The sequence below is a fragment of the Janthinobacterium sp. TB1-E2 genome (assembly GCF_036885605.1).
Lineage (GTDB): Bacteria > Pseudomonadota > Gammaproteobacteria > Burkholderiales > Burkholderiaceae_D > Janthinobacterium > Janthinobacterium aestuarii.
In genome coordinates this window covers 6,056,878-6,079,778 of sequence record NZ_CP142523.1, presented here as the reverse complement: position 1 = coordinate 6,079,778, position 22,901 = coordinate 6,056,878, and the positions used below count along the sequence as shown (strand labels likewise).

Annotated in this window: 19 protein-coding genes; 5 read left to right on the top strand and 14 right to left on the bottom strand. The window is 56.8% G+C overall.

Annotated elements, in window-relative coordinates; all coding sequences use genetic code 11:
- Positions 1–177 precede the first annotated feature (177 nt).
- The gene (locus OPV09_RS27365; RefSeq protein ID WP_338679965.1) at positions 178–2,574 is read right to left on the bottom strand and encodes a S8 family peptidase; all 2,397 of its coding nucleotides are present in this window, start codon (positions 2,572–2,574) and stop codon (positions 178–180) included.
- Positions 2,575–2,593: 19 nt separating this feature from the next.
- Positions 2,594–3,568, bottom strand: a complete 975-nt coding sequence (locus OPV09_RS27360) for an AAA family ATPase (RefSeq protein ID WP_338679964.1) — start codon at positions 3,566–3,568, stop codon at positions 2,594–2,596.
- A gap of 568 nt (positions 3,569–4,136) precedes the next feature.
- On the opposite strand from OPV09_RS27360, the gene trmB reads away from it, so the two are divergent.
- Together trmB and galE are read left to right on the top strand one after the other, a co-directional pair.
- Positions 4,137–4,817, top strand: a complete 681-nt coding sequence (gene trmB, locus OPV09_RS27355) for a tRNA (guanosine(46)-N7)-methyltransferase TrmB (protein WP_338679963.1) — start codon at positions 4,137–4,139, stop codon at positions 4,815–4,817.
- A 148-nt stretch (positions 4,818–4,965) separates the two neighbouring features.
- Complete coding sequence (gene galE, locus OPV09_RS27350; protein WP_338679962.1) at positions 4,966–5,985, top strand: UDP-glucose 4-epimerase GalE; 1,020 nt, start codon at positions 4,966–4,968, stop codon at positions 5,983–5,985.
- Positions 5,986–6,001: 16 nt separating this feature from the next.
- Here the strand turns inward: galE and rfbD are convergent, their stop codons facing one another.
- The 12 genes from rfbD to OPV09_RS27290 form a co-directional block, all read right to left on the bottom strand.
- A complete protein-coding gene (gene rfbD, locus OPV09_RS27345) occupies positions 6,002–6,874 on the bottom strand; it encodes a dTDP-4-dehydrorhamnose reductase (protein ID WP_338679960.1) in 873 nt (290 codons plus the stop codon).
- 177 nt (positions 6,875–7,051) lie between these two features.
- Positions 7,052–8,338, bottom strand: a complete 1,287-nt coding sequence (locus tag OPV09_RS27340) for a Glu/Leu/Phe/Val family dehydrogenase (RefSeq protein ID WP_034745922.1) — start codon at positions 8,336–8,338, stop codon at positions 7,052–7,054.
- Positions 8,339–8,489: 151 nt separating this feature from the next.
- Positions 8,490–9,470 (bottom strand): LysR family transcriptional regulator, encoded by a 981-nt coding sequence (locus tag OPV09_RS27335; protein ID WP_338679958.1) that lies wholly within the window; start codon positions 9,468–9,470, stop codon positions 8,490–8,492.
- Positions 9,471–9,514: 44 nt separating this feature from the next.
- Positions 9,515–9,997 (bottom strand): hypothetical protein, encoded by a 483-nt coding sequence (locus OPV09_RS27330; protein ID WP_319990536.1) that lies wholly within the window; start codon positions 9,995–9,997, stop codon positions 9,515–9,517.
- The gene (recQ, locus tag OPV09_RS27325; RefSeq protein WP_034745931.1) at positions 9,997–11,820 is read right to left on the bottom strand and encodes a DNA helicase RecQ; all 1,824 of its coding nucleotides are present in this window, start codon (positions 11,818–11,820) and stop codon (positions 9,997–9,999) included. Before recQ ends, OPV09_RS27330 begins: the two co-directional genes overlap by 1 nt.
- Positions 11,821–11,826: 6 nt before the next feature.
- Positions 11,827–12,672 carry an undecaprenyl-diphosphate phosphatase gene (locus OPV09_RS27320; protein WP_070302901.1) on the bottom strand — a complete coding sequence of 282 codons (846 nt, stop codon included), beginning with the start codon at positions 12,670–12,672 and terminating at the stop codon, positions 11,827–11,829.
- 168 nt (positions 12,673–12,840) lie between these two features.
- The gene (locus OPV09_RS27315) at positions 12,841–13,989 is read right to left on the bottom strand and encodes an MFS transporter (RefSeq protein ID WP_338679956.1); all 1,149 of its coding nucleotides are present in this window, start codon (positions 13,987–13,989) and stop codon (positions 12,841–12,843) included.
- Between the two features lie 32 nt (positions 13,990–14,021).
- Positions 14,022–14,792: a DeoR/GlpR family DNA-binding transcription regulator gene (locus tag OPV09_RS27310; protein ID WP_338679955.1), complete on the bottom strand. Its 771-nt coding sequence runs from the start codon at positions 14,790–14,792 to the stop codon at positions 14,022–14,024.
- A 90-nt stretch (positions 14,793–14,882) separates the two neighbouring features.
- Complete coding sequence (locus OPV09_RS27305; protein WP_319990539.1) at positions 14,883–15,155, bottom strand: YkgJ family cysteine cluster protein; 273 nt, start codon at positions 15,153–15,155, stop codon at positions 14,883–14,885.
- Between the two features lie 70 nt (positions 15,156–15,225).
- Positions 15,226–16,095 (bottom strand): head GIN domain-containing protein, encoded by an 870-nt coding sequence (locus OPV09_RS27300; RefSeq protein WP_338679954.1) that lies wholly within the window; start codon positions 16,093–16,095, stop codon positions 15,226–15,228.
- A 559-nt stretch (positions 16,096–16,654) separates the two neighbouring features.
- Positions 16,655–17,791, bottom strand: coding sequence for a DUF4238 domain-containing protein (locus OPV09_RS27295; protein WP_338679952.1), 1,137 nt, complete (start codon positions 17,789–17,791; stop codon positions 16,655–16,657).
- 62 nt (positions 17,792–17,853) lie between these two features.
- Entirely contained in the window at positions 17,854–18,666 is an 813-nt protein-coding gene (locus OPV09_RS27290) for a hypothetical protein (RefSeq protein WP_338679951.1), read from the bottom strand.
- Between the two features lie 551 nt (positions 18,667–19,217).
- On the opposite strand from OPV09_RS27290, the gene OPV09_RS27280 reads away from it, so the two are divergent.
- From OPV09_RS27280 to OPV09_RS27270, 3 genes are all read left to right on the top strand, one after another.
- Entirely contained in the window at positions 19,218–20,003 is a 786-nt protein-coding gene (locus OPV09_RS27280) for a hypothetical protein (protein ID WP_338679950.1), read from the top strand.
- A 47-nt stretch (positions 20,004–20,050) separates the two neighbouring features.
- Positions 20,051–21,028, top strand: coding sequence for a hypothetical protein (locus tag OPV09_RS27275; protein WP_338679949.1), 978 nt, complete (start codon positions 20,051–20,053; stop codon positions 21,026–21,028).
- 248 nt (positions 21,029–21,276) lie between these two features.
- Complete coding sequence (locus OPV09_RS27270; protein ID WP_338679948.1) at positions 21,277–22,875, top strand: ATP-binding response regulator; 1,599 nt, start codon at positions 21,277–21,279, stop codon at positions 22,873–22,875.
- Positions 22,876–22,901 lie beyond the last annotated feature (26 nt).

Here is a 22,901-nt window from a genome sequence, read left to right as displayed (position 1 = left end):
CTCTAGGGCATTTTTTACTTATTGATAGGCGACATAAATGGAACTCGTCAAAGCAGCCTCATTCGTTGAGTTCTGGTATCACCTAAGGTAGTTTCTTATAAATGGTCGATTGTCGTGTGCTCGTAGATTTATTGTCTAAATGGTATATTTTATTGCATTTAATGCACGACCTACTCTCTATGCTCGTGCGCGCTCGCGCTCTTGAATCTGAACTCGATTTTGTATTTGCGTGTAAAGCTGAGGTTCGATATTTTCTCTATCAGTTATTGTAATGGCAAGAGCATATGCTTCTTCCTCTAGTGACATTTGCGCCCCCCAATCTGGTCGATCTTGTCGTGTAACAACTACAAACCATTTCACGTTTGGAGAAAGCTGTTTGAAGCTCCATATTGATGCTTGTACGGTACCCTTACTGCGAGCCTGTGACGTTATTTCACGATTGGTTACTGCATCATCATTGCGAACTTTAGTCTCGTCTTGTAGATCGTGATTAAATGATCGCTCAACGTCAGCAAGTGATTTTCCCTTAACTAACTTGAAAAATATTTTAGTAGCGACGTAGTCTAGCCTAGTTGTTCGAACCGCAGGAGAATGTGCTAGTGATACACGTAACTCGCGCTTTGCCCGCTGTGAGCGCAAAAAGTGTTCGGGAAGCGGTAGTTCAAAGAACTGATGAGTATTGTTTTTAATGGTGTTTTCGGAATGTAAAACAACTGCCGACTCGGATGACCTGAACAGTGCATCTGTATCAATTGCACCATAGCCCATCACATCTCGCTGCAAATCACTTTTGTTCTCTTCTTTGTGGCTGTCAATATGATTTTTTGTAAAAATTCCAACACTCTCGTTAGGAATCGATGCTTGATTGACAAGCATGGCTCTAAGTAAATTTGCGGACGCTGTCGGATATTCATTTAACAAGCGTGCAGCTAGATGCGTGATATAGGGCGCAGCGAAGCTAGTTCCAGAAATCTCTTTAAATAGAGTTCTACCAATAAATTCATGATTCAAACACAAGACACCCATGCCACGCGCCTCGGCTTGCCACTGTTTTCCCTCGGTGCGCATTGGAGAGGCAATATTGCCGCCAGTAGCCACTAAGTCTGGCTTTATTGCGCCCTTGACTGAAGGGCCATGACGTGTGAAAGGTGACGGCTGGCGTTCGCCGGCTGGCGTCAGGGCGTGAATTTCAGGGTATTTTTGCTCATTTTCATGGGCATTATGTCTGGCCAAACTTCCCACAGTGATTGCATTTAATGCAGGTGCCGGGTCAATGATGATTGATTCTGGGCAGCTTAAGTAGCTAGGATATTCCTCTCGCCAACTCTCTTTTGGAATGGGCGGCTCTTCGCACCCATTGAAATTTCCCGCAGAGACAATGAAGAGTACATCGTACTCTCGGGCCAGTTTGTCAAGAATGTAGGCAATTCCTTTGACATGAAAGCCATCGTAGGGAGAGTTGGTGTTTCCGATTGAAAGATTGAATATACGACAACCTTGTTCGCCAGCAAAGTATGCGACTGCTTTTTCTAAGGTGCTTTCTATAGTCTTTTCATCGTATTTTGTCTCACCCGTATCCTTGTCACGCGACAGGATCTTACCGCTATAAAGCCAGAATTCAGGTTTCCAATAATTACTAGCCGCTGCGGCTTCCAGATCACCATAGAGCGCGATGCCAGCCACAGCGGTGCCGTGACCAGCATCATCTTCTGCCTCTTCGCCAGTAACAAAGCTGGTATTTTCTGCAATTGCGGATCGTAGCAATGGATGATTTGTGTTGATACCACTATCCAAAATACAAACTCTTGCACTATTTTCTGCCGGTGCTGAAATTTCGCCTGGAAGTTTGGCTATGTCAAAGTTCATCTGCGAATAATTGATCCCTGATTTTGGCAGCAAATCGACGTAGCGTATGTCAGTATGCTCAAGTAACAGGTCAGCCTGCGCCAGTGTTACCTCTACACGATACATTATTAAACTGTCTAGACTGACTTGATCAATTTGTCGAATATGATTTGCCCTTAGCCAAGCTGTGAAATCTTGGATGAGTTTTTGCCTGAGCGGATGACGGCTTGACTGTACTGGCCATAACTCAATATCGAGACGGAAAGTATCATTTTTTGGCAGGCCATAAAATTTTACAGCCCAGCTTTCGCGGTCAGATCTTGTCCAATTATCTACATTCTCTAGGGCAGTTAGAATTTGTTTGTATGTAATATTGGCATCATTTTTGCCAAGACGCGATAGGTGATCTGAGAACTTAGCTAGTCCAGCTTCATTTGCAAAAACAATACAGATATTGTTGCCTTCTTGACTTATAAACTCGACACCATGTTTTATAAGATTTTTTATGTCAAGCATGCCGGTATATTCCAGCTTCAGAATGAATCTATCTTCCACCGAGGAAACCTGTTTCTTGGCTTGAGCGAACGCATTGCCTAGCGCCTGGTTTAATTTCTGGCCATGGCCAGCAAGATCTCCCCGCTTAAATGTCGGAATATTGTAATCTCTTGTACGGCGATCATTTTCGAGCTTCTCTTTTGTTATTTTGATATGCTTGTACTGCTCTGCCATACAAAAGCTCCTCAGTTATTTATCGTCGTATTTCTTTCCCAAGTGCGCTTTTAAGGTCATTTAGAGAGAGGAATTCTTGGCCCTTAAGGATCATCCTCTTGGCAGCTCTTCGAACTACTCTTTCGATATCAGCTCCACTAAGGCCGTCGAAAAGCTCCACGATCTCTGGCCCGTCAATTTCAAATTGACGTCGCACCCCACGTAGTTTAGATGATAATAGCTTAATGATCATATCTTTGGAAGGCTTAGAAAACTCGATAATGTCTTCGAAGCGCCTCCAAATTGCGCTGTCGAGAATTTGTTCATGATTGGTAGCTGCAATAATTAGGCTTTTTCCTTGATATGCATCAATCATTTGGAGTACGGCATTGACTACTCTGCGCAATTCTCCGTGCTCGCCACTGTCTGCTCTTTCCTTGCCGAGTGCGTCAAATTCGTCGAACAACGCAACCATAGGATACTCACTAATATAGTCGAATACTTTTCGTAAGTTCGCTGCAGTCTCGCCCAGGAAGGATGAAACCAGCGCGTCAAGCCGAACTACGGCTAGTGGCATATCCAATTCACACGCGATAACTTCAGCGGTAAGTGTTTTACCGCAACCAGGCGGGCCAAAAAAAAGGACACGGTTGGCAGGCCGCATTCCATATGAACGAAGGATGTCTTCGCGCCTGTGTTCACCCAATAGTTCTTCCACAGCATCCAATCCTGCAGAAGGAAGAATCAGTTCATCTAGTGACCTTTGAGGGTGCCTGATATCAAGCAGAGGGAGTCCTCGTTCCTTGTCTGTCGGCACAGAAGGTGTGAGACGTGAAACTTTCCCACGTCGATCTGCCGTCGAGGAATAAAGAATTTTCTCTAAGTCATTTGCGAGTAGGTGATGTTGCTTAAGTCGCTCCTCTTCGATGATTGACTCAGAGGCTAAGCGAAATGCATCTTTATCTCCAGCGGTTCCCGCCTTCAACAGTTGTCGTAATATTTTTCCGCTAGCCATATTAGCCTCGGTACTCCATGCAATCGGTACTATTTTTTAGGATTGGTTTGATTTTACTCTACATTCAATAACCATTTTGGCAATCATCGTAGATAAAAAAAGGCTGTCATTTTGTTGTCATTCCTGCGCTAAAACAGCCCAAAAATACTCCAAAAAATGACAGCCTTCTTGTTGCCAATTACTTGATCTTGAGAAATTCAGCGTCGGAGACTGCTCCATCCGAAACCGTAAGTTTCGGATTCGATGTTCGGTATGCGTCCGCGACCATGACTTGAGTATATCGCATCGTACGGGTCGTCAAGCGGGAATGATTTTACTCCACAAACGAAAAATCGGGCGCATGGATGCAGGCCTGCGGCACTGCTATAATGTCACCTTTGCGGAGCAAAAACGGGCCGTAAGCCCGCATGGTTGTTGAGTTCCTTGTCGAGCTTCCCAAGCTTACGACGAGGGTTCGATTCCCTTCACCCGCTCCATTTTCCGCTGGCGCCTGGTTTTGTGCGGCGCGGCCACTATTTTCCTCATTCCCATGTCTTCTGATACCCCAGCAAACGGCCCGGCACGGCCGATGATGTACGATCCGACCGAACACCGCATCCGCAGTTTCGTGACCCGCGCAGGACGGCTGTCTGTCGCGCAGGCGCGCGCGCTCGAGACCTTGGGGCCGAAGTTCCTGCTGCCTTTCGCCAAGGAGTCCATGGATTTCGAGCAGGTGTTTGGCCGCAAGGCGCCCGTGATTCTGGAAATCGGCTTTGGCATGGGTGCGACGACGGCGCATATCGCCAAGGCCATGCCGGAGAAGGATTTCATCGGCGTCGAAGTGCATACACCCGGTGTTGGCAGCCTGTTGAAGCTGATCGGCGAAGAGTCGCTGACGAATCTGCGCTTGCTGCAGCACGATGCCGTGGAAGTGCTGACGCACATGATTTCTGCCAATTCGCTGGCCGGTATCCACGTGTTCTTCCCCGATCCATGGCACAAGGCGCGCCACAACAAACGCCGCCTGATCCAGTCGCCGTTCGTCAAGCAATTGACCGATCGTCTGGCGCCGGGCGGCTATCTGCATTGCGCCACCGACTGGGAAGATTACGCGGTGCAAATGCTGGAAGTGCTGGGCGCCGAGTCGCAGTTGCGCAATAGCGCAGAGGGATACGCGCCCCAACCCGCATATCGTCCACTGACCAAGTTTGAAAACCGCGGCTTGAAGCTGGGCCATGGCGTGTGGGACCTGGTGTTCATCAAGAAATAACCTGGCGGTTTGCCCACCTGTGCCGTTGGCACGAGAAAAAGCCTGCCGCGGCGACGCCGCAGGCTTTTTTATGTACGCGCTATCGTGCGCTGGCTAGGCAAGGTGGGCGAATTACGGTAGTCTTATCTTTTTTGCATTGATTGATATTATGTCCAAGAAAATACTCGTGACCGGCGCATCCGGTTTCATCGGTTCGCATACCTGTGTCGAATTGCTGGCTGCCGGTTTCGAGGTAGTCGCGGTGGATAATCTGTGCAACAGCGCGCGCGAAGCGATGGCGCGTGTGGAGCGCATTGCCGGCAAAAGCGTGCCCTTCTACGAGGCGGACGTGCGCGACCGCACGGCCATGGCCGCCGTCCTGCGCGAGCACACCATCGATGCCGTGATCCATTTCGCAGGCTTGAAAGCCGTGGGCGAATCCGTGGCGCAGCCACTGATGTATATGGATAACAATGTATCGGGCACCGTGGCGCTGCTGGAAGTGCTGGCGGCGGCGAACGTGAAGCGTTTTGTGTTCAGTTCGTCGGCCACCGTGTATGGCGATCCGGAAGCCTTGCCGATCCTGGAATCGTCGCGTCTGTCCGTGACCAATCCGTACGGCCGCTCCAAGCTGATGGTCGAGCAGATACTGGCCGATCTCGTGCATGCCGATGCGCAGTGGCAAGTCGGCGTGCTGCGCTACTTTAACCCCGTTGGCGCGCATGTCAGCGGCTTGATCGGCGAAGATCCGGCCGGCATCCCGAACAACCTGATGCCTTTCATCGCCCAGGTGGCCGTGGGCCGCCGCGAGCGCCTGGCTGTGTTCGGCAACGACTACGATACGCCGGACGGCACGGGCGTGCGCGACTACATCCACGTGGTCGACCTGGCGCTGGGCCACGTGGCCGCTTTGAATCGCCTGTTTTCCACCGAGGGCGGCTTTACCGTCAACCTGGGCACGGGCCACGGCTACAGCGTGCTTGACACCGTACGCGCGTTCGAAGCCGCCAGCGGCCGCAAAGTCCCCTACGACATCGTGCCGCGCCGTCCCGGCGACATCGCCAGCTGCTACGCCTCGGCCGACAAGGCAAAGCAATTGCTGGGCTGGCAAGCGCAGAAAAACATCGACGACATGTGCCGCGACCACTGGCGCTGGCAGCACCAGAACCCGCAAGGCTACCTTGCCTGAGAGAAGAGAGATTTACTTAGTTTTGGCATAGCAGTAATGCATCTTGCCAGTTTGGTAATCCGCAGAAAGTCTCCATCAGTTTCTGCGACGACAGTACCGAATTGGCAGGTCGCTGCGCCGGGACCGGGTACTCGGATGCCAATATCGGTGTCAGCTGCGGCTTTTTTGTGACCGATGCATGGGCCATGATCGCTTCGGCAAAGCCAAACCACGTGGTTTTTCCTTTAGCCGTCAAATGGTAGAGCCCGGAGTGCCCGTCCCACCACGCTTGCTGGTCGGCGGCGGCCAAGCTTTGCGCTACGATGTGCGCGGTGGTATCGGCGATGGTACGGCTCCATGTCGGAGCGCCGAATTGATCTGACACGATGTTCAGCGCGTCACGCTCCTGGGCCAGGCGGCGCATGGTGAGCAGGAAGTTTTTGCCATGCGTGCTGTACACCCAGCTCGTGCGTAGAATAAGGTGGGTTACGCCCGTGGCTTGAATGGCCTGTTCGCCCGCCAGCTTGCTGCTGCCGTAAACATTCACTGGACAGGTAGGATCAGTTTCCAGATAGGCACTGTCCTTGTTGCCATCGAACACGTAATCGGTACTGTAATGTATCAGTGTGGCGCCAAGCTTTTTGGCTTCCTCTGCCATGACGCCGGGAGCCTCGCCATTGATGCGCAGTGCGAGTTCCGGTTCGCGTTCCGCTTGATCGACCGCGGTATAGGCGGCAGGGTTGACGATCAGCGTAGGCTTCACACGGCGAATGACGTCCCGCACCTGTTGCAGATTGCTCAAATCCATTTGACTACGGTCCAATGCGATGACCTCGCCCAAGCCTTGCAGGCTGCGTTCGAGCTCATAGCCTACCTGTCCAGTTCTTCCGGAGATTAAAATACGACCCATGAGTGTTCCTGTTTATATTGGTGTCAATAGTATGCCTGAAGGTGGCTGGATTAAGTGAAAGCGTCCGTCAGTTTTTCAGTGCCTTGTCTGGTAAAAGTTGACATGCGCCACCCATAAAAAACCCCGCTGCACATCACTGTGCAGCGGGGTTTTTTTTGTAGTCTTCCTAGCCGGATATTATGGGTAGAGGCCGCGCACTTCGCGAGCCTGCAGCACGCGCGTGCACGCCAGGATGAAGGTGGCGGTACGCATCGACACTTTCTTCTCTTGCGACACTTGCCATACCGAGTCGAACGCTTCGCGCATGATGCGGGTCAGGCGGCTGTTGATTTCTTCTTCCGTCCAGAAGAAGCTCGAGAAGTTCTGCGCCCACTCGAAGTAGCTGACGGTTACGCCGCCGGCGTTGGCCAGCACGTCCGGTACGATCAGCACGCCGCGGTCGGTCAGGATGTCGTCCGCTGCCGGCAGGGTCGGGCCGTTGGCGCCTTCCAGGATGATCTTGGCGCGGATGACTTGTGCGCGTTCAGCCGTGATCTGCTGTTCCAGCGCGGCCGGGATCAGGATGTCGCAATCGATGCCCCAGAAATCTTCGCGTGGCACGAATGCCTCGGCGCCCGGGAAGCCTTCTACGCTGCCCACTTCGGCTACGTGTGCCAGCAATTGCGGGATATTCAAGCCGCCGGAGTGCACGACGGTCGTTTTGTGGTCTTGTACCGCGACCACTTTCGAGCCGGCTTCAGCGAACATGCGTGCAGCGACGCCGCCCACGTTGCCGAAACCTTGCACGATGACTTTCGCGCCTTCGAGCGACATGCCGACCTTGGCGGCCGCATCGCAACCGACGACGAACACGCCGCGGCCCGTCGCATCGCGACGACCCAGGCTGCCGCCCAGCGAGATTGGCTTGCCCGTTACCACGCCGGTCGACATATTGCCGCCGATCATGGCGTAGCTGTCCATCATCCACGCCATGACTTGTTCATTCGTGTTGACGTCCGGCGCCGGGATATCCTTGTTCGGTCCGATGATCATGCTGATCTCGCTCGTGTAGCGGCGGGTCAGGCGTTGCAGTTCGTTGCGCGACAGGGTCTTCGGATCGACACGGATACCGCCCTTGGCACCGCCGTATGGCACGTTGACCGCTGCATTCTTGACCGTCATCCAGGCCGACAGGGCCATCACTTCCGACAGGGTCACGTCCTGGTGGAAGCGCACGCCGCCTTTGCCCGGGCCGCGCGACAGATTGTGCTGCACGCGGTAGCCTTCGTAGTGGGCAATGGTGCCGTCATCGCGCTCGATAGGCACGTCGACCGTCAGGATGCGCTTTGGACGCTTCAGCGTTTCCACCCAGCGCGACAGGTTGCCCAGGTATGGCGTAACGCGGTCGATCTGCTCGAGGTAGACGCCCCATGGGCCAAGGTCTTCAGGATTGAGGTAGGAAGGAAGTGCGTGCTTGCTGGTCATGCTTGATAAGCTCCTGGACAATACGAATACGTTAGAGGCACAGCCGAGATGCAGCTGCGCGCAGCGGAACCGCATCGTAGGCGATAGCCTCATGCCCCGGCCAATGCTTTGTGCGCATCCGGTTATGCATTTATTGCATAGTTAGAGGAGATCAGGAGGGAATTGTGGTGACAGCTGCGCGCCGGCGTTTTTTCCCGCCGCGCGCCTTGCCATCTTGCGCCTGCACCAGGTACTGCCACAGGCTTTCGACGATTTGCTTGCCGGGACGCAGGCTGGACGGGCGTTCGCGATACAAGCGGATTTCCAGTTCGATTTCCCAGCCGGGCGCGCCGCCGTCGGCGCGTGCCAGGTGCTTGTATTTGACGTCGCGCATGACGGCCGATTCGGGCAGGAAGGCGATGCCGCGGCCTTCCAGGGCCATCATTTTGAGGCCTTCGGCCATGTCCGTTTCATAGCAGGTTTCCAGGAACAGGGGCGCCTTGGCGTCGGCCAGCAGCAATTCCACCATGCGTCCCAGGTAGGCATTGCTGGTGTAGGAAAGGAAGGGCAGCGGCTCCTTGGCGCTGCCTGGCAGGACGAAGTCCGGCACCTTGTCCTGGCCGCAGCGCGCATACGCGCGCAGGGTTTCGCGGCCCATCACCAGCATGTCGTAGCGGCCCGGGTCCAGCTGCACCGGTTGGCGCGGATGGTGGTAGCACAGCAGCAGGTCGCAGCCGCCATCGACCAGCTGCAGCACGGCGTCGTGCACGTTCAGGGCCATCAGGCGGCTGTTGATCGGCGCAAAACCCTCTTCCAGCGCCGTCAGCCACTTCGGCATGAAGGTCAGCGACAGGGTATGCGGCACGGCGAAATCGACGCTCGTTTGCGTGGCCGCCCGCTTGCCGCGCAACAGGGCGCGCACGCCGTTGATCTGCCCCAGCATTTCCAGCGCCTGCTCGTAGAACACGGCGCCGGCCGGCGTCAAGCGCGTCGGGTAGGAGGTGCGGTCGACCAGGTCGATGCCGAGCCAGTTTTCCAGCGACTGGATGCGCCGTGAGAATGCCGGCTGGGTGACATGGCGCAGGGCCGCGGAACGGCTGAAATTATGCGTTTCAGCGAGCGAGATGAAGTCTTCCAGCCATTTGGTTTCCATCGCGGGACCGTTCCGTTATCAAGGGCACAGGCAAAGTAAAGTGGTCAAGGCGTCTCGGGCGATGCCGCTGGCTGGTACAGCGCGGCGGGCAGGCCAAAGAAGGACGGCGGACCCAGGGTCGTGCCATCGAGCGAGCCGCCCGCGTTCAAGCCCTTGTTGATGGCCGCCAGCAAGGAGCTGCGGTTGGCCAGATTTTGCAGCAGCGCGCGCGGGCCGTTGTGAAAGGTATGCTGGGCGATATCGGCGGCGACGACAAAAATCGGCTCGCGGCGCAAGAGGAACTCCACCCATTCGCCGTCCTCGTCCTGCGCGCAGAACGTATTGGGCAGGGTCATGTTTTCGGCGCCGGGAAGGTGTGACGCCAGCACCAGTCCAAAAGCTTCCGGCACCACGTCGGCCAGGCGGCGCACGGTGAGGTCGTCCTGCACCAGGGCGCGTACTTGCGCTTCCACCGCATCTTCGGCGTCAGGCTGGGCGCCCAGGATTTTCACGGCCTGATAGATCAGGTCCGGCGAGAGTGCTTCCATCAAATCATCTCCAGAATCATGGCGACGATTTCGTCGCCGTACGAGGCCAGTTTTTTCTCGCCCACGCCGCTCACGCCGCGCATCTGTTCCAGCGAAGTGGGCTTGGCCTTGGCGATTTCGCGCAAGGTGGCGTCGACGAAAATCACATAGGCGGGCACGTTGTGCGTGCGCGCCGTCTCCACGCGCCACCAGCGCAGCTTGTCGAAGATCGCCTGCTCGCTTGCCGATAGATCCGTCTCGACATAGCCCTTCGCCACGCTGGTGCTGCGCTTGCTGGTTTTCACCGGTTTCTGGTACTGGCGCAGCTGTACTTTCTGGCCGCCCTTGAGCACGGGGCGCGAGGCGTCCGTCAGTTTCAGCGAGCTGTATTGTTCATGGTCGACCGAGACGAGACCCAGCGCGATGGCCTGGCGCAGGATCGATTTCCATTCCGCTTCGCCCAGGTCCGAGCCGATGCCAAACACCGACAAGGAATCGTGGTGCCAGGTCTTGATGCGTTCCGATTCCACGCCGCGTAGCACGTCGATCACGTGGCCGCCGGCGAAACGCTGGTCGACGCGGTAGATGGCCGACAGCAGTTTTTGCACGGGCACCGTGCCGTCGAACGATACGGGCGGCACCAAACAGGTGTCGCAATTGCCGCACGGCGAAGCCGGTTCGCCGAAGTATTCGAGCAATCGCATGCGCCGGCAGCTGAGCGTTTCGCACAGGCCCAGCATGGCGTCGAGTTTGACGCCCAGCACGCGCTTGAAGGTGTCGTCCGCTTCGGACTCGTCGATCATGCGCCGCTGCAGCACCACGTCCTGCAAGCCGTACGCCATCCAGGCGTTGGCGGCCATGCCGTCGCGGCCCGCGCGTCCCGTTTCCTGGTAATAGCCCTCGATGCTTTTCGGCAGATCCAGGTGGGCCACGAAGCGCACGTCGGGCTTGTCGATGCCCATGCCGAAGGCGATGGTGGCGACCATGACGATGTTTTCTTCGCGCAGGAAGCGCGCCTGGTTGGCGCTGCGCTTGGCGTACTCCATGCCAGCGTGATACGGCAGGGCGCGGATGCCGCTCTGGTTCAGAAATTCCGCCGTCTCTTCGACTTTTTTGCGCGACAGGCAGTACACGATGCCGCAGTCGCCCGCGTGTTCCGTGTTGATGAAGTCGAGCAGCTGCTTGCGGCCATTCGCCTTTTCCACGATCTGGTAGCGGATGTTCGGGCGGTCGAAGGACGAGACGAACTGGCGCGCGTCTTCCAGCTGCAAACGCAAGGCGATTTCGGCACGTGTCTGCGGGTCGGCCGTGGCGGTGAGCGCGATGCGCGGCACGTCCGGGAACTGCTCGTGCAGCACCGACAGCTTGATGTATTCGGGACGGAAGTCGTGGCCCCACTGGGCCACACAATGCGCCTCGTCGATGGCGAACAGGGATATCTTCGACGCCTGGAACAGGTCCAGGCAACGCTGCGTCATCAGGCGCTCGGGCGCCACGTAGACGACATCGATGCCGCCCGTGCGCACCAGGCGCTCGATGCGGCTCGCTTCTTCGTAGGTTTGCGTGGAATTGAGGAAGGCGGCGCGCACGCCGACTTCGGCCAAAGCGTCCACCTGGTCCTGCATCAGCGCGATCAGCGGCGAGACGACGACGCCGACGCCATCGCGCAGCAGCGCGGGAATCTGATAGCACAGCGACTTGCCGCCGCCCGTGGGCATCAGTACCAGCGCGTCGCCGCCATGGCTGACGTGGTCGACGATGTCGGCTTGCTGGCCTCGGAAGGCCGGGTAGCCGAAAACGGTTTGCAGCAGGTGCAGCGCGCGCTGGTTAAGATCTTGATTCATAGTGCCTTATTCTGCCCAAACAACCCAGCCGTAGTGGGCGCTGGCCAACACCAGCAAGCCGAACACAATGCGGTACCAGGCGAAAAACGTGAAGTCGTGCGAGCTGATATAGCGCAGCAGCCAGCGCACGCACAGGAAGGCGGAGATGAAGGCGGACACGGTGCCCAGGCCGAACAGGGGCACGTCGGTGGCCGACAGGATATCGCGCGCCTTGTACAGCGAGTAGAAGGTGGCCGCCAGCAGGGTGGGGATGGCCAGGAAGAACGAGAATTCCGTGGCCGTCTTGCGCGACAGGCCCAGCAGCATGCCGCCAATGATGGTCGAGCCGGATCGGCTGGTGCCGGGAATCAGCGCGAACGCTTGCGCGCAGCCCACTTTCAAGGCGTCGAACGGCGTCATTTCATCGACCGAGTTGACGCGCACGGTGACGGGATTGGTGCGCGCGCGGCGCTCCACCAGCAAAATCACGATGCCGCCGATGATGAAGGCCATGGCCACCGGTACTGGTTTGAACAGCGCATGCTTGATCATCTTGCCAATCGCCAGACCGATGACGGCCAGCGGCAGGAAGGCGATGGCCACGTTCAGCACGAACTTGCGCGACTTCGCTTCGCTGCCAAAGGTGGTCAGCACGCTGCCGATGCGCTGGCGGTATTCCCAGCACACGGCCAGGATGGCGCCGGCCTGGATGGCGATCTCGAAGACATCCATGACTTCTTTCGATACATCCTTGGTAAAGTCGAGCAGGCTGCCGGCCAGGATCAGATGACCGGTGGACGAAATCGGCAAGAATTCGGTAAAACCTTCGACCAGCCCCATGATGATGGCTTTTAACGCAAGAATGAGATCCATAGATGTATAAAAGGGTATAAGTACGGGTATAAGTGACAGGATGGGGTGAGTGTGCGGCGCCCGCAATGTGCGCGGGGTCGAAGCTTACCATGCCGCAGGCCCGGCTAGCCGATTTGGGCGCTGGCGGACAGCGGTTTTTTGCCGCTGCCAGCCAGGCAAGGGAAGGGTTCAGGAAGCCTGTTTTGCCGGCGCCACCAGGCGCGCGCTGGCCGCCACCAGCAGCAGGGCGGCGCCCAGCATGGCGAAGGCGATATTCAGGCTGGTAGCGTGCGCCACGAAGCCGATCACGGCCGGACCGGCCAGGATGCCCGCATAGCCGATGGTGGTGATGGCCGCCACCGCCAGGCTGGCCGGCATGGCATGTTGCTGGCCCGCCGCCGTAAACAGGATGGGCACGATGTTTGCCGCACCGAGGCCGATCAGCACGAACCCAAGCATGGCCAGGCTGGCATGCGGCGCCAGCACGGCCAGGAAGAAGCCTGCCGCCGCGCACAAGCCGCCAAAAGTAAGCACCCGCTTGCCGCCAAAGCGGCTGACCACCTTGTCGCCCGTGAAGCGGCCCACCGTCATGGCGATGGCGAAGGCGGCATAGCCGAGGCCACCCTTGGCTTCTTCCACGCCGCGCGTGGTGGTGAGGAACAGGGCGCTCCAGTCGAGAATCGCGCCTTCGGCCAGAAAGACGATAAAGCACAGCAAGCCGATGAAAATGACGGCGCCATGCGGCATGACGAACAGCGGCGTCTTTTCGCCGGTTGCGGACGCCGTCGGCAGCAGATGGCCTTGCGCCGCGCCCAGCACACCGCACAGCAGCAGCATCACCACGACGCAGGACCAGGCCGGCGTCAGGCCCAGCCACAGCAGCAGGGCCATGCAGGCCGCGCCGGCGAAGCCGCCCACGCTGAACAGCGCATGAAAGCCCGACATCATGGCGCCGCCGTTGGCCTTTTCGATGATCACGGCCTGGATGTTGATGGCCACGTCAAACGTGCCCATGGCCGCGCCGAACACCAGCAGCACCAGGCCCAGCTGCAACGGCGTGGCGGCCAGCGACAGGCCGGGCAGCACGGCGGTCAGCAGCAGGCCGGCGCAGACGATGACCTTGCGGCAGCCGAAGCGTGCCGTGAGCATGCCCGTAAACGGCATCGCGCACAGCGAACCGGCGCCCAGACACAGCAGCAAAATGCCCAGGGTGGCTTCATCGAGGCCCAGGCGCGACTTGGCGTAGGGAACCAGCGGGGCCCAGGCCGCCATGCCGAGGCCGGCGGCAAAGAAAACCAGGCGCGTGGCGCGTTGTTGCAGGGTTCCTGTGAGATGCATGGGGGAGCTTTTCAAGAGTCGGGTGGATAAAATCAGGCGCGGGCGCGCAAGATCTGCACGCCCAGCCGTTCAAAGGCGGCCACGTGGGCCGCATCGGCATCGGCTTCCAGTACCAGGTGCTGCAGCAAGCCCGTGGCCAGCACGCCGAATGGCGCGGCCGTGCCCAGCTTGTCGCTGGTGACGGCGACGACTACCGCCTTGCTGGCACCGGCGATGCTGCGCTTGAGCTCGGCCTCGTCGTAGTTGAACGCCGTCACGCCCGCGTCCGCATCGGCGCCGCAGGCACCGAGGAAACACAGGTCGGGATGCATGCGCTCGACCGTGCGCAAGGCTTGCGGCCCCAGGCTGGCGCCCGCGCGGCGGTCGACCCGGCCGCCAGCCATGATCAGCTCGATTTCCGGACGTTCCATCAGCGCCATGGCGATCGCTGGCGCGTTGGTGATGACAGTGAGCGCCAACGGCGGCAAGGCGCTGGCGATGGCCAGGTTGGTCGAACCCGCGTCGAGAAACAGCACCTGCCCCGCGCGCACGAGGGACACGGCCGCCTGCGCCAGACGCGCCTTGCGCTCGGGCGCTTCCTGCTTGCGCTGCGTCAAAGTGCCGCCGTCGGGCGCCAGCGGCAGGGCGCCGCCATACACGCGCTGGCACAGGCCGGCCGCCGCCATCTCGCGCAGGTCGCGGCGTATCGTATCTTCGGAAACATCGAGCTGGCGCGCCAGGTCCAGCGCCAGCACGCGGCCATCGGCGTGCAATTGTTGCTGAATCAGCGCGTGGCGTTGTTTGAGGAGCAGGGTGGCGGACATGGTGAACTTGTAAACGTGCAGGAATGTGCATGAATATACGCAAACGTGCAGATGTGGTCAACCGTTATCTGCCAGCCGCCGCCGCGCCGTTCAGGGCGCCGTCAGCCGTTCCAGCTCGGCCAGCCAGCTAATCGCGTGTTCGCGGCTGCTGCCGCACATGTCCTCGGATGGCTGCAAGCCGCCGCAAAACGCGGGACGTTCCGGCCGGCCAAAGATCTTGCAACGGTTGTCGTCAGCCAGCTGTACGCAGCGCACGCCTGCGGGTTTTCCATCCGGCATGCCAGGAATCGGGCTGGTGATGGACGGTGCGGTGCAGCAGGCGCCGCACGAAGGACGGCATGCCAGGGTGGCGGAGGATGACATGGGATTTCAGGCGAACGGGTGAGGAGCCGACAGTATAGCAAGCCGGCTCCCATGCGTCGCCAAGGCGCGTTCAGCGTACGATGCTGACGCGCTTGCCCGACAACGTGCGGCGGGCCGGATCGCCATGCACGGTGATACGGCCGGAACCGCTGGCGCGGGCGTTGACTTCATTCTGGACGGTGACATCGACGTCGCCGGAACCGTTGCTCGCCAGATAGGCAACGTCGCTGCGCAGGGCGGCCAGGTTGATATCGCCCGAACCATTCACGTTGGCGTCGAGGCGCTGCACGGCGCCGCTGGCGCTGATGCTGCCCGAGCCGTTGACGGCCACGTTGACGCGCTCGCCGCGCACATTGCCCAGCTGGATGGTGCCCGAACCGTTCTGCACCGCGTCCGTGTTGCCGCTGGCGAGGGCCGCCGCGTTGATGCTGCCGGAACCATTGTTGGCCACGTCGAAGCGTCCCACCGTGCCCGACAGTTCGCTCTTCATCGAACCGCGTTGTTCCAGGCTGAAATCGTCGCCATTGAAACCGCTGGCCACCAGGCGGCCCGAGCCGGAAATGGTGATCTTCTTCAATTGCGGCGTCGTGTAGATGACGTGGATGCCATTGCTACTACGAATGTTCGTATCGCTCCAGATGCGCAGGGTATTGCCGCTCACTTCGCTATGGATGCGCGGCTGCAGATTGCTGTCCGCTTCGATCACCAGCGATGCAGCTGGCCCGACGCGCACGTCGATCTTGATATCGATGCGTTTCATGCTGTCGATGTCGAGCGTGCTGATGTTGCTGACCTGGCGCACGTCGCGGCTCACTTGCTCGTTGCCCTGGATGGCATTGCCACCCGTGTCGACATGGCGCACTTCGCCATCGTTGGGGTTGATGACGATGGCGCAACCGCCAAGGGCAACGGCACAGCACAGGGTCAGCAAGGTACGCATAGTGTTTCCTTTATGATTGTTTTAGTTCGGGAACAGAAAAAGCCGGCTGCCGCGCCGCGGCTGCCGTGCTGTCGATGACAAGGTAGCAAATCGGACACGCTTGCTGAGTGGAAATGCGATGAACTGCGCAAAATGGGGACTGAAACGCATTCTGCTTCACCCGGCGCCGCAGGCCCGGCGTCGGCACGGAGCGTACAATGCCTGTATTCGACGTGCCCGGCGGTGCCTTGTTACGTCGGAATAGAAACTTGAATCAGCCCTCTTGGAAATCAAGGACTTAAAATTCCCACAGTGTCAAATCTGAGGTGCGCCCTTCTTGAATGATATCGTGAGTCAAGGTTGTTTTGCCAAGTAGCTTTAATATATTCTTGAATAGATCTCTGTACACTTTTTTGCTTGAGGGGAGGCGCCGATTTGTATCCGTGCCTTGTTGCCTTTCATTACTTCGTTTTGTAAAATTCAGACAGATGGCCGCGTGTAGGTCGATAATTTGCGACACATTTGGCCAAGCAGGCCAATTCGATGAAGGAAGAGTGAAGTGCGATGTCATTATTCCTAGTTAAGACACGAGCAAATCCTGCTCAGCCTTCGTTTGTTGCGCATGCCAGTTTTTCCATTGCTTCGCTTCGGACTCGAAAGCTTCGGCGCTGACGTGGCGGCGCCGAAGCTCAGGCAAACGATTATCTTGATCCCTGGAGAATATAAATCTATGCGCATTTTCAGCTGTGAATCGCTGAAAGTAATTTGCAAGCTCAAGTGATAAGACTGTGCCTCTGTCCGGAGGACGATGACCGATCCTTGTGTACAGCAAATGGCGGGGACCAAGAGGCATGTAAATCTCTGTACCAACACTTCCCCAACCACCCAGAAAATCATAGCTCTTTGCCGAGTTGTAATTTAGTTTCACCACAGGGTCGTCGCTAGTAAGCCAACTCATTCCCTCTGGGCATTTTAAAATTGTCCATCTGTGCGTGAATAGTACCTGCAGCGTTTTTGTCAGTAGATGTCTCAAGCTAAATAGCCATAAGCCACGACCAGCAATCATTTCTACGCCGATATGGCCATGCTCAACGCCGGGCAACAATTCTATAGTCGTCCTGATGGGGAAATATTCTGCATGAGGGGACGAGGAAGTCTCAACTGCCACACCGCTCTGCTTCGCTTCCGAGAACTTATTCACGGTTTCTGTGAGTATTTCTTCGATTGTGGTTTGAAGGTTTGTTTCCCAACGCTTCATTGATTCGTGCAGTGTAGCTGGCGTGCGCACGTCTTGGGCTGCGACGAAGCGAATAATTTGGCGCCAATCTTGAGGACTTAGGCGCTCATCAGCAATTGCTTTTTCGATTGATGCTTGCGCTGGAGTCTCAAACTCTTCATTCAGCCAGCGTTCGATCTCGTCGGTGTCTCGGCCGGCGGCGATTCGGGTGTATAAATTTTGATGTTTAGCGATCCCTCTCGCGGAGGCTGGCTTCCATAACGGCATTCTCTCGTCCGGTACAAGCAAGCGACTCGTCCAAATTTTGCCGTCTAAGCCAGCCCACCGCTTCAAGTAGCTTTGAGGAACGTAGTGGTTCTCATGTGTAAATTGCGCTGTCATTGAACTCGCCGCGATTCCTAGTTTACGAATTATATCGACTTGTGTGGCTCTATTGGCACTTGACTTCAATGTGCTGCATTTTTCGTTCAGCGACATCATGCATCTATCCATGGACGCTGCTATATGGGCACACAAGTAACAGCGCAGCCTGGGCTGGGTTGTTACTGCTGCGATGCTTGGCGTTCTCTTTGACGTACCCCTTTCACATACGCCGCATCCACCAGACTCTCGTCGTCCAGGTCCAACGCACAGTTCACCAAAGAAGCCAGCGTATTGTCGGTGAGTATGAGTCCACTTGGCAGCGGCCCGATGGGACGACCACTTTTTTCTTTGATGGCGACAAAAAAGGTTTTAAAGAAATCAGCTCTGGAGGGACGTAAGGCTGATGTGGCAACGTCTGTCAGCCGATCTGAGGCTTCCTGGATCGCACTCTTGGCATCGGACGACAGTTCAAGCATCACGTCGCTGAGTGTCGGCCAGTATTTAAGGGAAAACTGCGCCGGAAGCTGTTCAAAACGTTCTTGAACGCGGTTGACGAACTCGCTGTTGTTTTTACCAGCTCCCTTGATCAAGTCGCAGACATGAAAATAGGTGTCGTCGCGGAATCCCGACGTGTTGTGAAGCTGGTCGCGCTGTGTCAGGAGGTGCGCAACCTCAGTCGCCAAGCGTCCGATCTGTTGGTTGATATGGTTGAGTTCTCCACGTGCCTTGCGTGCTTCGGCGATGTCCTCCAGGCTCCAAAATGCGCCTGTGGTGAGAACGACTTCCAGAAAAGCCTGTAAAGCGCCAGGATAGTGACAAAGCTTGCGATGCAGTTCTTCATACGCTTTCGTCAACTCCAAACCACGCGCAAGCAGCCTATCTGCGACAGCATTCTCGCTGCGGAGGATGCCGAGCTTGACGTTACTCAGCTTCTGATTGATGAGGATCTGTTCACATATTTTTCTTGCATTCTTGGTCTGTGGGGTGGTCATCGGTTACCTTTGATTGGGATCATATCCATAGTCTAGTGAACAGCTGAAGTTCTGTCGGTACTTGAACGAGTGATTATTCGTGAGCGTTCAAGTACGTGAAGATCTACCATCTGGTCATCGGCGGCATCGCGCTGCCCAATCCCGCCAGCGTCGCCCTGCACGAAACGTTGGGATTTCAGTAAGTGGCGAGGTTCAAAGAGGTTGGATTCAAGTCTGGACGTTGGGTCGATGTAGAGCATTGGCAGCTAATATTTTCAGCACCGATGAAAGATGAAGCTTCCTGACTGGATGGCATTTTCCTTGTAGGAAGTCGTACTATAGGACTGTAAATCGAAGGTGTAGAGCCGGTCGACTGCGAGGTTATAATACTGCCTAACATCATTCCATAAGCGCTCGAAGAGGCTGCAGTCGAGGCTCTTGAACAATTCAGCAGGTCCAGGCGGCAGAAGCCCGAATAACCGCTAGAGAGCTTCCTACGCTACCAAATCTATTGAGAGCTTGATATGCGAGTCAATCATTTTACCCGTCCCACTATAGCAGCGGCAGTCGCCATGCTCGACGGCTCTCTTAGTCAGGCAAAATTCGACCAAATGGTCTTCAAGTTGGGCCTGGAGAATAGCATTCCGTTTGATACCAGCCTGAGCGTGTCAAAGAAGGTGGCGCTACTTGCGCGCGAGGTCGCGAGAGCGGGTGCAACAATTATTCCCACAATCGACGGTCGAGTGACCTTGGCTGAGGCCGTTGTCCGGGAAGCAGTTGCCCTTACTTCGTCCAGCCGTTATTCGCAGCAGGAACAGCAAGACCGTCTGCTGCGCGCATTGGCTCTGGACGGCTTTGTGATTCAGTGGAATCAAGACTCAAGTATGGGAGAGGTCCCCTTCCTTCGATCGGCACTCCCGGCCGAGATTGACCTTCCTGCGGCCGATGATGAGGTACATCAGCTTCTGAATCACTTTGACTTTACGGTTAGCAAGGGACACCTCGACCAAGCCATTGAGGCACACACGCGCGGTGACTGGGCTGCCGCGAACAGCCAGACTCGTACCTTCATGGAGAGCCTGTTCGACGGGATAGCCAGCCACATTAACGAAGCCCAAGCTGCAACCACGACCAGTTCCGAGAACAGACGTGCAATGCTGGCAAACAATGGGTTCCTGTCGGTTCAGCGTAACGAGTGGACTTTAGATGGCAAGAATTATATCAATGGGCTGTTCAAGATGCTGCATACGGAAGGGTCGCACCCAGGCCTATCCGATGACGATAGGAGCACTTTCCGTCTGCATTTGGCATTGGTAACAGCGCGCACCTTTCTCCGCAGGCTTAAGAACCAAGGATAATTTCAAGGATGCCCAGAGTACAGATCCCTTAATACAAGGACGGATGGATGATCGATTTGCTGCCGATATTGATGAGTGCGACAACCACAATGCAGCTGCGCATGAAGAATTGGTTTGCTGCTTATCCCGCCGGGATGCCGTGGACGATCGTATCGGACTACTGTCTTGGTGATGAGGGTAAAAAAAACGATGTCTTCTCGTTTGTGGTCATCGCCAATCACGACAAGACAGAGAACATCAGTGAATATATTTCGGGAGTCGCACCCCGGGACATCAAGAACATCAGACAAGTACCTCTCGGGTTGATGCAGTATTTAACTTCCCCACAGCCCGTGACGTTTAGCGTGTCGTTTGTTATCAACCGAGATTCAGCACTCTTACGTGACTACCTGCGCGTCGAAGACATGGCAAGCTTTATTCCTGATGCTTGCGAACTTGTGAGAGCTTTGCGTACGAACTCGCCGGCTAGTTCCTCGGTAAACCCTGGTTACTTTGACGAGGTGCTGAGGCGGCTAGGCATTTTTGAGAAGGACTTGGGTCGAAAGCAGATGAACGAGAAGCTGTCGCGCCAGATTCATCTCGCATCGGGATTCGCTGCTACGCTGTTCTATTTGGTTACGAATGCGACCGGAGCGGGCTATCTACGGTGGATTTCGGACCGTGACAAGCTCATTGAGCACAATGATACGATCGTCTACGATCTTGCTTACCTCTATTTCATTCTTATGTCTTCTAGCCGGACGGGACTCATCCGCAATGACCAGGGTAATTTGATACTTGACCTGCCCAAGACCCTTTTCGAGCTACCCGAGAAGACTGGTCAGCATAGGTTCGATGCCCTCATCCGATTGCCAGATTACCTGGCTGGGACCCTTGCTGACATTGGTCCAGACATGTCGTACTCGAAAGAGAAGTTTCGCGAAATGTTGCTCGGGGTCTTTGTTGACTCGCCAAATAACTGGCTCGTGCATTTGACTTCAAATGGTGAGCGTATCTCTGCGCGTTCCGTCCAATACCGCTCCTGACGCGGGTTACGTAGGTTTTTCCAAAGTTGAAGCATGAAGAAGGTAAGTAAGCGTCTGCCCAGTGACGTCTTGGCTAGTTGCAGGATTTGATCGATGATGGCGTCACAGCGATTGACGTTTTTATACAGCCTGGGCCAGAAGCCGACCTTGACGGCTTGAAATGCTTTCATTTCAAATCGATAAAAAAATGCCGCATAATAAATGAAACGGTGTGCTACCCCACGTAGCAGGCCTCACATGGGGGAGACATGGCACAAGTGCTGAGAATACTGGTGGTTGATGATGTTGAAACAATGCGCAAGGTCACGGCTGGCCAACTGGCCTCGCTTGGCTACGGATCGGTGGATCTCGCAGCCGATGGCTCTGAAGCTTGGCGCATGATTGAGCGCAAGCGTTATGATTTGGTGATCTCCGACTGGAATATGCCGGCGTTGACCGGCATCGCCCTACTGCAGATGATTCGTTCCAGTCCGCGCCATGTGCACATGCCGTTTATTATGATCACCGCCGAGGCCGAGCGCAGCCGCATCGAAACGGCCATCAGCAGCGGTGTCAGCGACCTGCTAGTCAAACCCTACACGGCGGGCCGGCTGGCCACCAGCATCAAGCGGGCGATGGCGCATCAGGTTGCAGCACCGGCGCCGGATAAGGAAACGAACATCGACGCGCCGCAGGCCGCCACACCCGTGGACGATGTGATCGTCAAGCCACCGGCGGCGGTCCATTTACAATCAAGGGAACCGTTGCCTCCGACATTGCTCCTGGTCGACGACACCGCTGACAACTTGTACGTGCTGGCCAATGTGTTCAAGGGCCGCTACCGCATCAAGGCAGCGCACAACGGCGAGAAAGCACTGGCCTTGTGCTGTGGCGACACGCCGCCAGACCTAGTGCTGCTGGACGTGATGATGCCCGGCATGGACGGTTTTGAAGTGGCGCGCCGCATGCGCGAGCATCCCAGCGCAGAAAATGTACCCATCATCTTCGTCACCGCCCTTACCGACGACGCCGCGCGCCTGCAAGGCATGGAGTTGGGCGCGGTGGACTTCATTACCAAGCCAATCGACCCGGCCCAGCTGAAGCTGCGGGTCGACAACTTCATGCGCTACGTCGAGCTGCGCCGCCACCTGCAAGCCGATTACGACAACATGCTCGCCATCGCCCGCCTGCGCGATGACGTCGAGGCCATGACGCGGCACGACCTCAAGGGACCGCTGGCCGGCGCCATCGGCATAGTGCAGTCGCTGATCGACGCCGCCGACATGGACCGCCGACAGCTTGAGAATTTGCGGCTGGCCGAGCAGGCCATGCTGCAGGTGACCGACATGGTCAACCTGTCCACCGAGCTGTACAAGATCGAGACGGGAAAATACGTGCTCCATGCAGCGCCGCTGCCCATCAGCGACATGTTGCGGCGGGTGGTTGAGACGGCACGCGCCACTTACGCGGGTAAGCAGCTGGTGTTGGCGGTCGACACCGATTTCGATGTCGGCATCGACGCTCCGCTAGCGCTGGGCGATGCAATGTTGACCTATTCGCTGCTGAATAATCTGATCAAGAACGCCTGCGAGGCAGCGCCAGAGCGCACCCGTGTCATTGCCACGCTGTACACCGGAAGCCCGTTGCGCATCGAGATAGTCAACAAGGGTGTGATCCCGGAACCGATACGCGAACGCTTCTTTGACAAGTTCGTCACCGACGGTAAGTCCGGCGGCACCGGCCTGGGCACTTATTCGGCACGCCTACTGGCGCGCGCGCAATACGGCGAGGTGGCCTTCGCCGTCGATGACGAGCTCCAGACCACCACCCTGATTGTCAGCCTGCCGTCGGTGCCGCCCCCGGCCTAAGGCGAATCGCGCGGCGGCCTTGCTTG

What these genes read in the sequence shown, in the direction of transcription:
- OPV09_RS27365 (WP_338679965.1), bottom strand. Translation starts at nt 2,574, where the DNA reads ATGGCAGAGCAGTACAAGCATATCAAAATAACAAAAGAGAAGCTCGAA.
- OPV09_RS27360 (WP_338679964.1), bottom strand. Translation starts at nt 3,568, where the DNA reads ATGGCTAGCGGAAAAATATTACGACAACTGTTGAAGGCGGGAACCGCT.
- trmB (WP_338679963.1), top strand. Translation starts at nt 4,137, where the DNA reads ATGATGTACGATCCGACCGAACACCGCATCCGCAGTTTCGTGACCCGC.
- galE (WP_338679962.1), top strand. Translation starts at nt 4,966, where the DNA reads ATGTCCAAGAAAATACTCGTGACCGGCGCATCCGGTTTCATCGGTTCG.
- rfbD (WP_338679960.1), bottom strand. Translation starts at nt 6,874, where the DNA reads ATGGGTCGTATTTTAATCTCCGGAAGAACTGGACAGGTAGGCTATGAG.
- OPV09_RS27340 (WP_034745922.1), bottom strand. Translation starts at nt 8,338, where the DNA reads ATGACCAGCAAGCACGCACTTCCTTCCTACCTCAATCCTGAAGACCTT.
- OPV09_RS27335 (WP_338679958.1), bottom strand. Translation starts at nt 9,470, where the DNA reads ATGGAAACCAAATGGCTGGAAGACTTCATCTCGCTCGCTGAAACGCAT.
- OPV09_RS27330 (WP_319990536.1), bottom strand. Translation starts at nt 9,997, where the DNA reads ATGGAAGCACTCTCGCCGGACCTGATCTATCAGGCCGTGAAAATCCTG.
- recQ (WP_034745931.1), bottom strand. Translation starts at nt 11,820, where the DNA reads ATGAATCAAGATCTTAACCAGCGCGCGCTGCACCTGCTGCAAACCGTT.
- OPV09_RS27320 (WP_070302901.1), bottom strand. Translation starts at nt 12,672, where the DNA reads ATGGATCTCATTCTTGCGTTAAAAGCCATCATCATGGGGCTGGTCGAA.
- OPV09_RS27315 (WP_338679956.1), bottom strand. Translation starts at nt 13,989, where the DNA reads ATGCATCTCACAGGAACCCTGCAACAACGCGCCACGCGCCTGGTTTTC.
- OPV09_RS27310 (WP_338679955.1), bottom strand. Translation starts at nt 14,792, where the DNA reads ATGTCCGCCACCCTGCTCCTCAAACAACGCCACGCGCTGATTCAGCAA.
- OPV09_RS27305 (WP_319990539.1), bottom strand. Translation starts at nt 15,155, where the DNA reads ATGTCATCCTCCGCCACCCTGGCATGCCGTCCTTCGTGCGGCGCCTGC.
- OPV09_RS27300 (WP_338679954.1), bottom strand. Translation starts at nt 16,095, where the DNA reads ATGCGTACCTTGCTGACCCTGTGCTGTGCCGTTGCCCTTGGCGGTTGC.
- OPV09_RS27295 (WP_338679952.1), bottom strand. Translation starts at nt 17,791, where the DNA reads ATGATGTCGCTGAACGAAAAATGCAGCACATTGAAGTCAAGTGCCAAT.
- OPV09_RS27290 (WP_338679951.1), bottom strand. Translation starts at nt 18,666, where the DNA reads ATGACCACCCCACAGACCAAGAATGCAAGAAAAATATGTGAACAGATC.
- OPV09_RS27280 (WP_338679950.1), top strand. Translation starts at nt 19,218, where the DNA reads ATGCTCGACGGCTCTCTTAGTCAGGCAAAATTCGACCAAATGGTCTTC.
- OPV09_RS27275 (WP_338679949.1), top strand. Translation starts at nt 20,051, where the DNA reads ATGATCGATTTGCTGCCGATATTGATGAGTGCGACAACCACAATGCAG.
- OPV09_RS27270 (WP_338679948.1), top strand. Translation starts at nt 21,277, where the DNA reads ATGGCACAAGTGCTGAGAATACTGGTGGTTGATGATGTTGAAACAATG.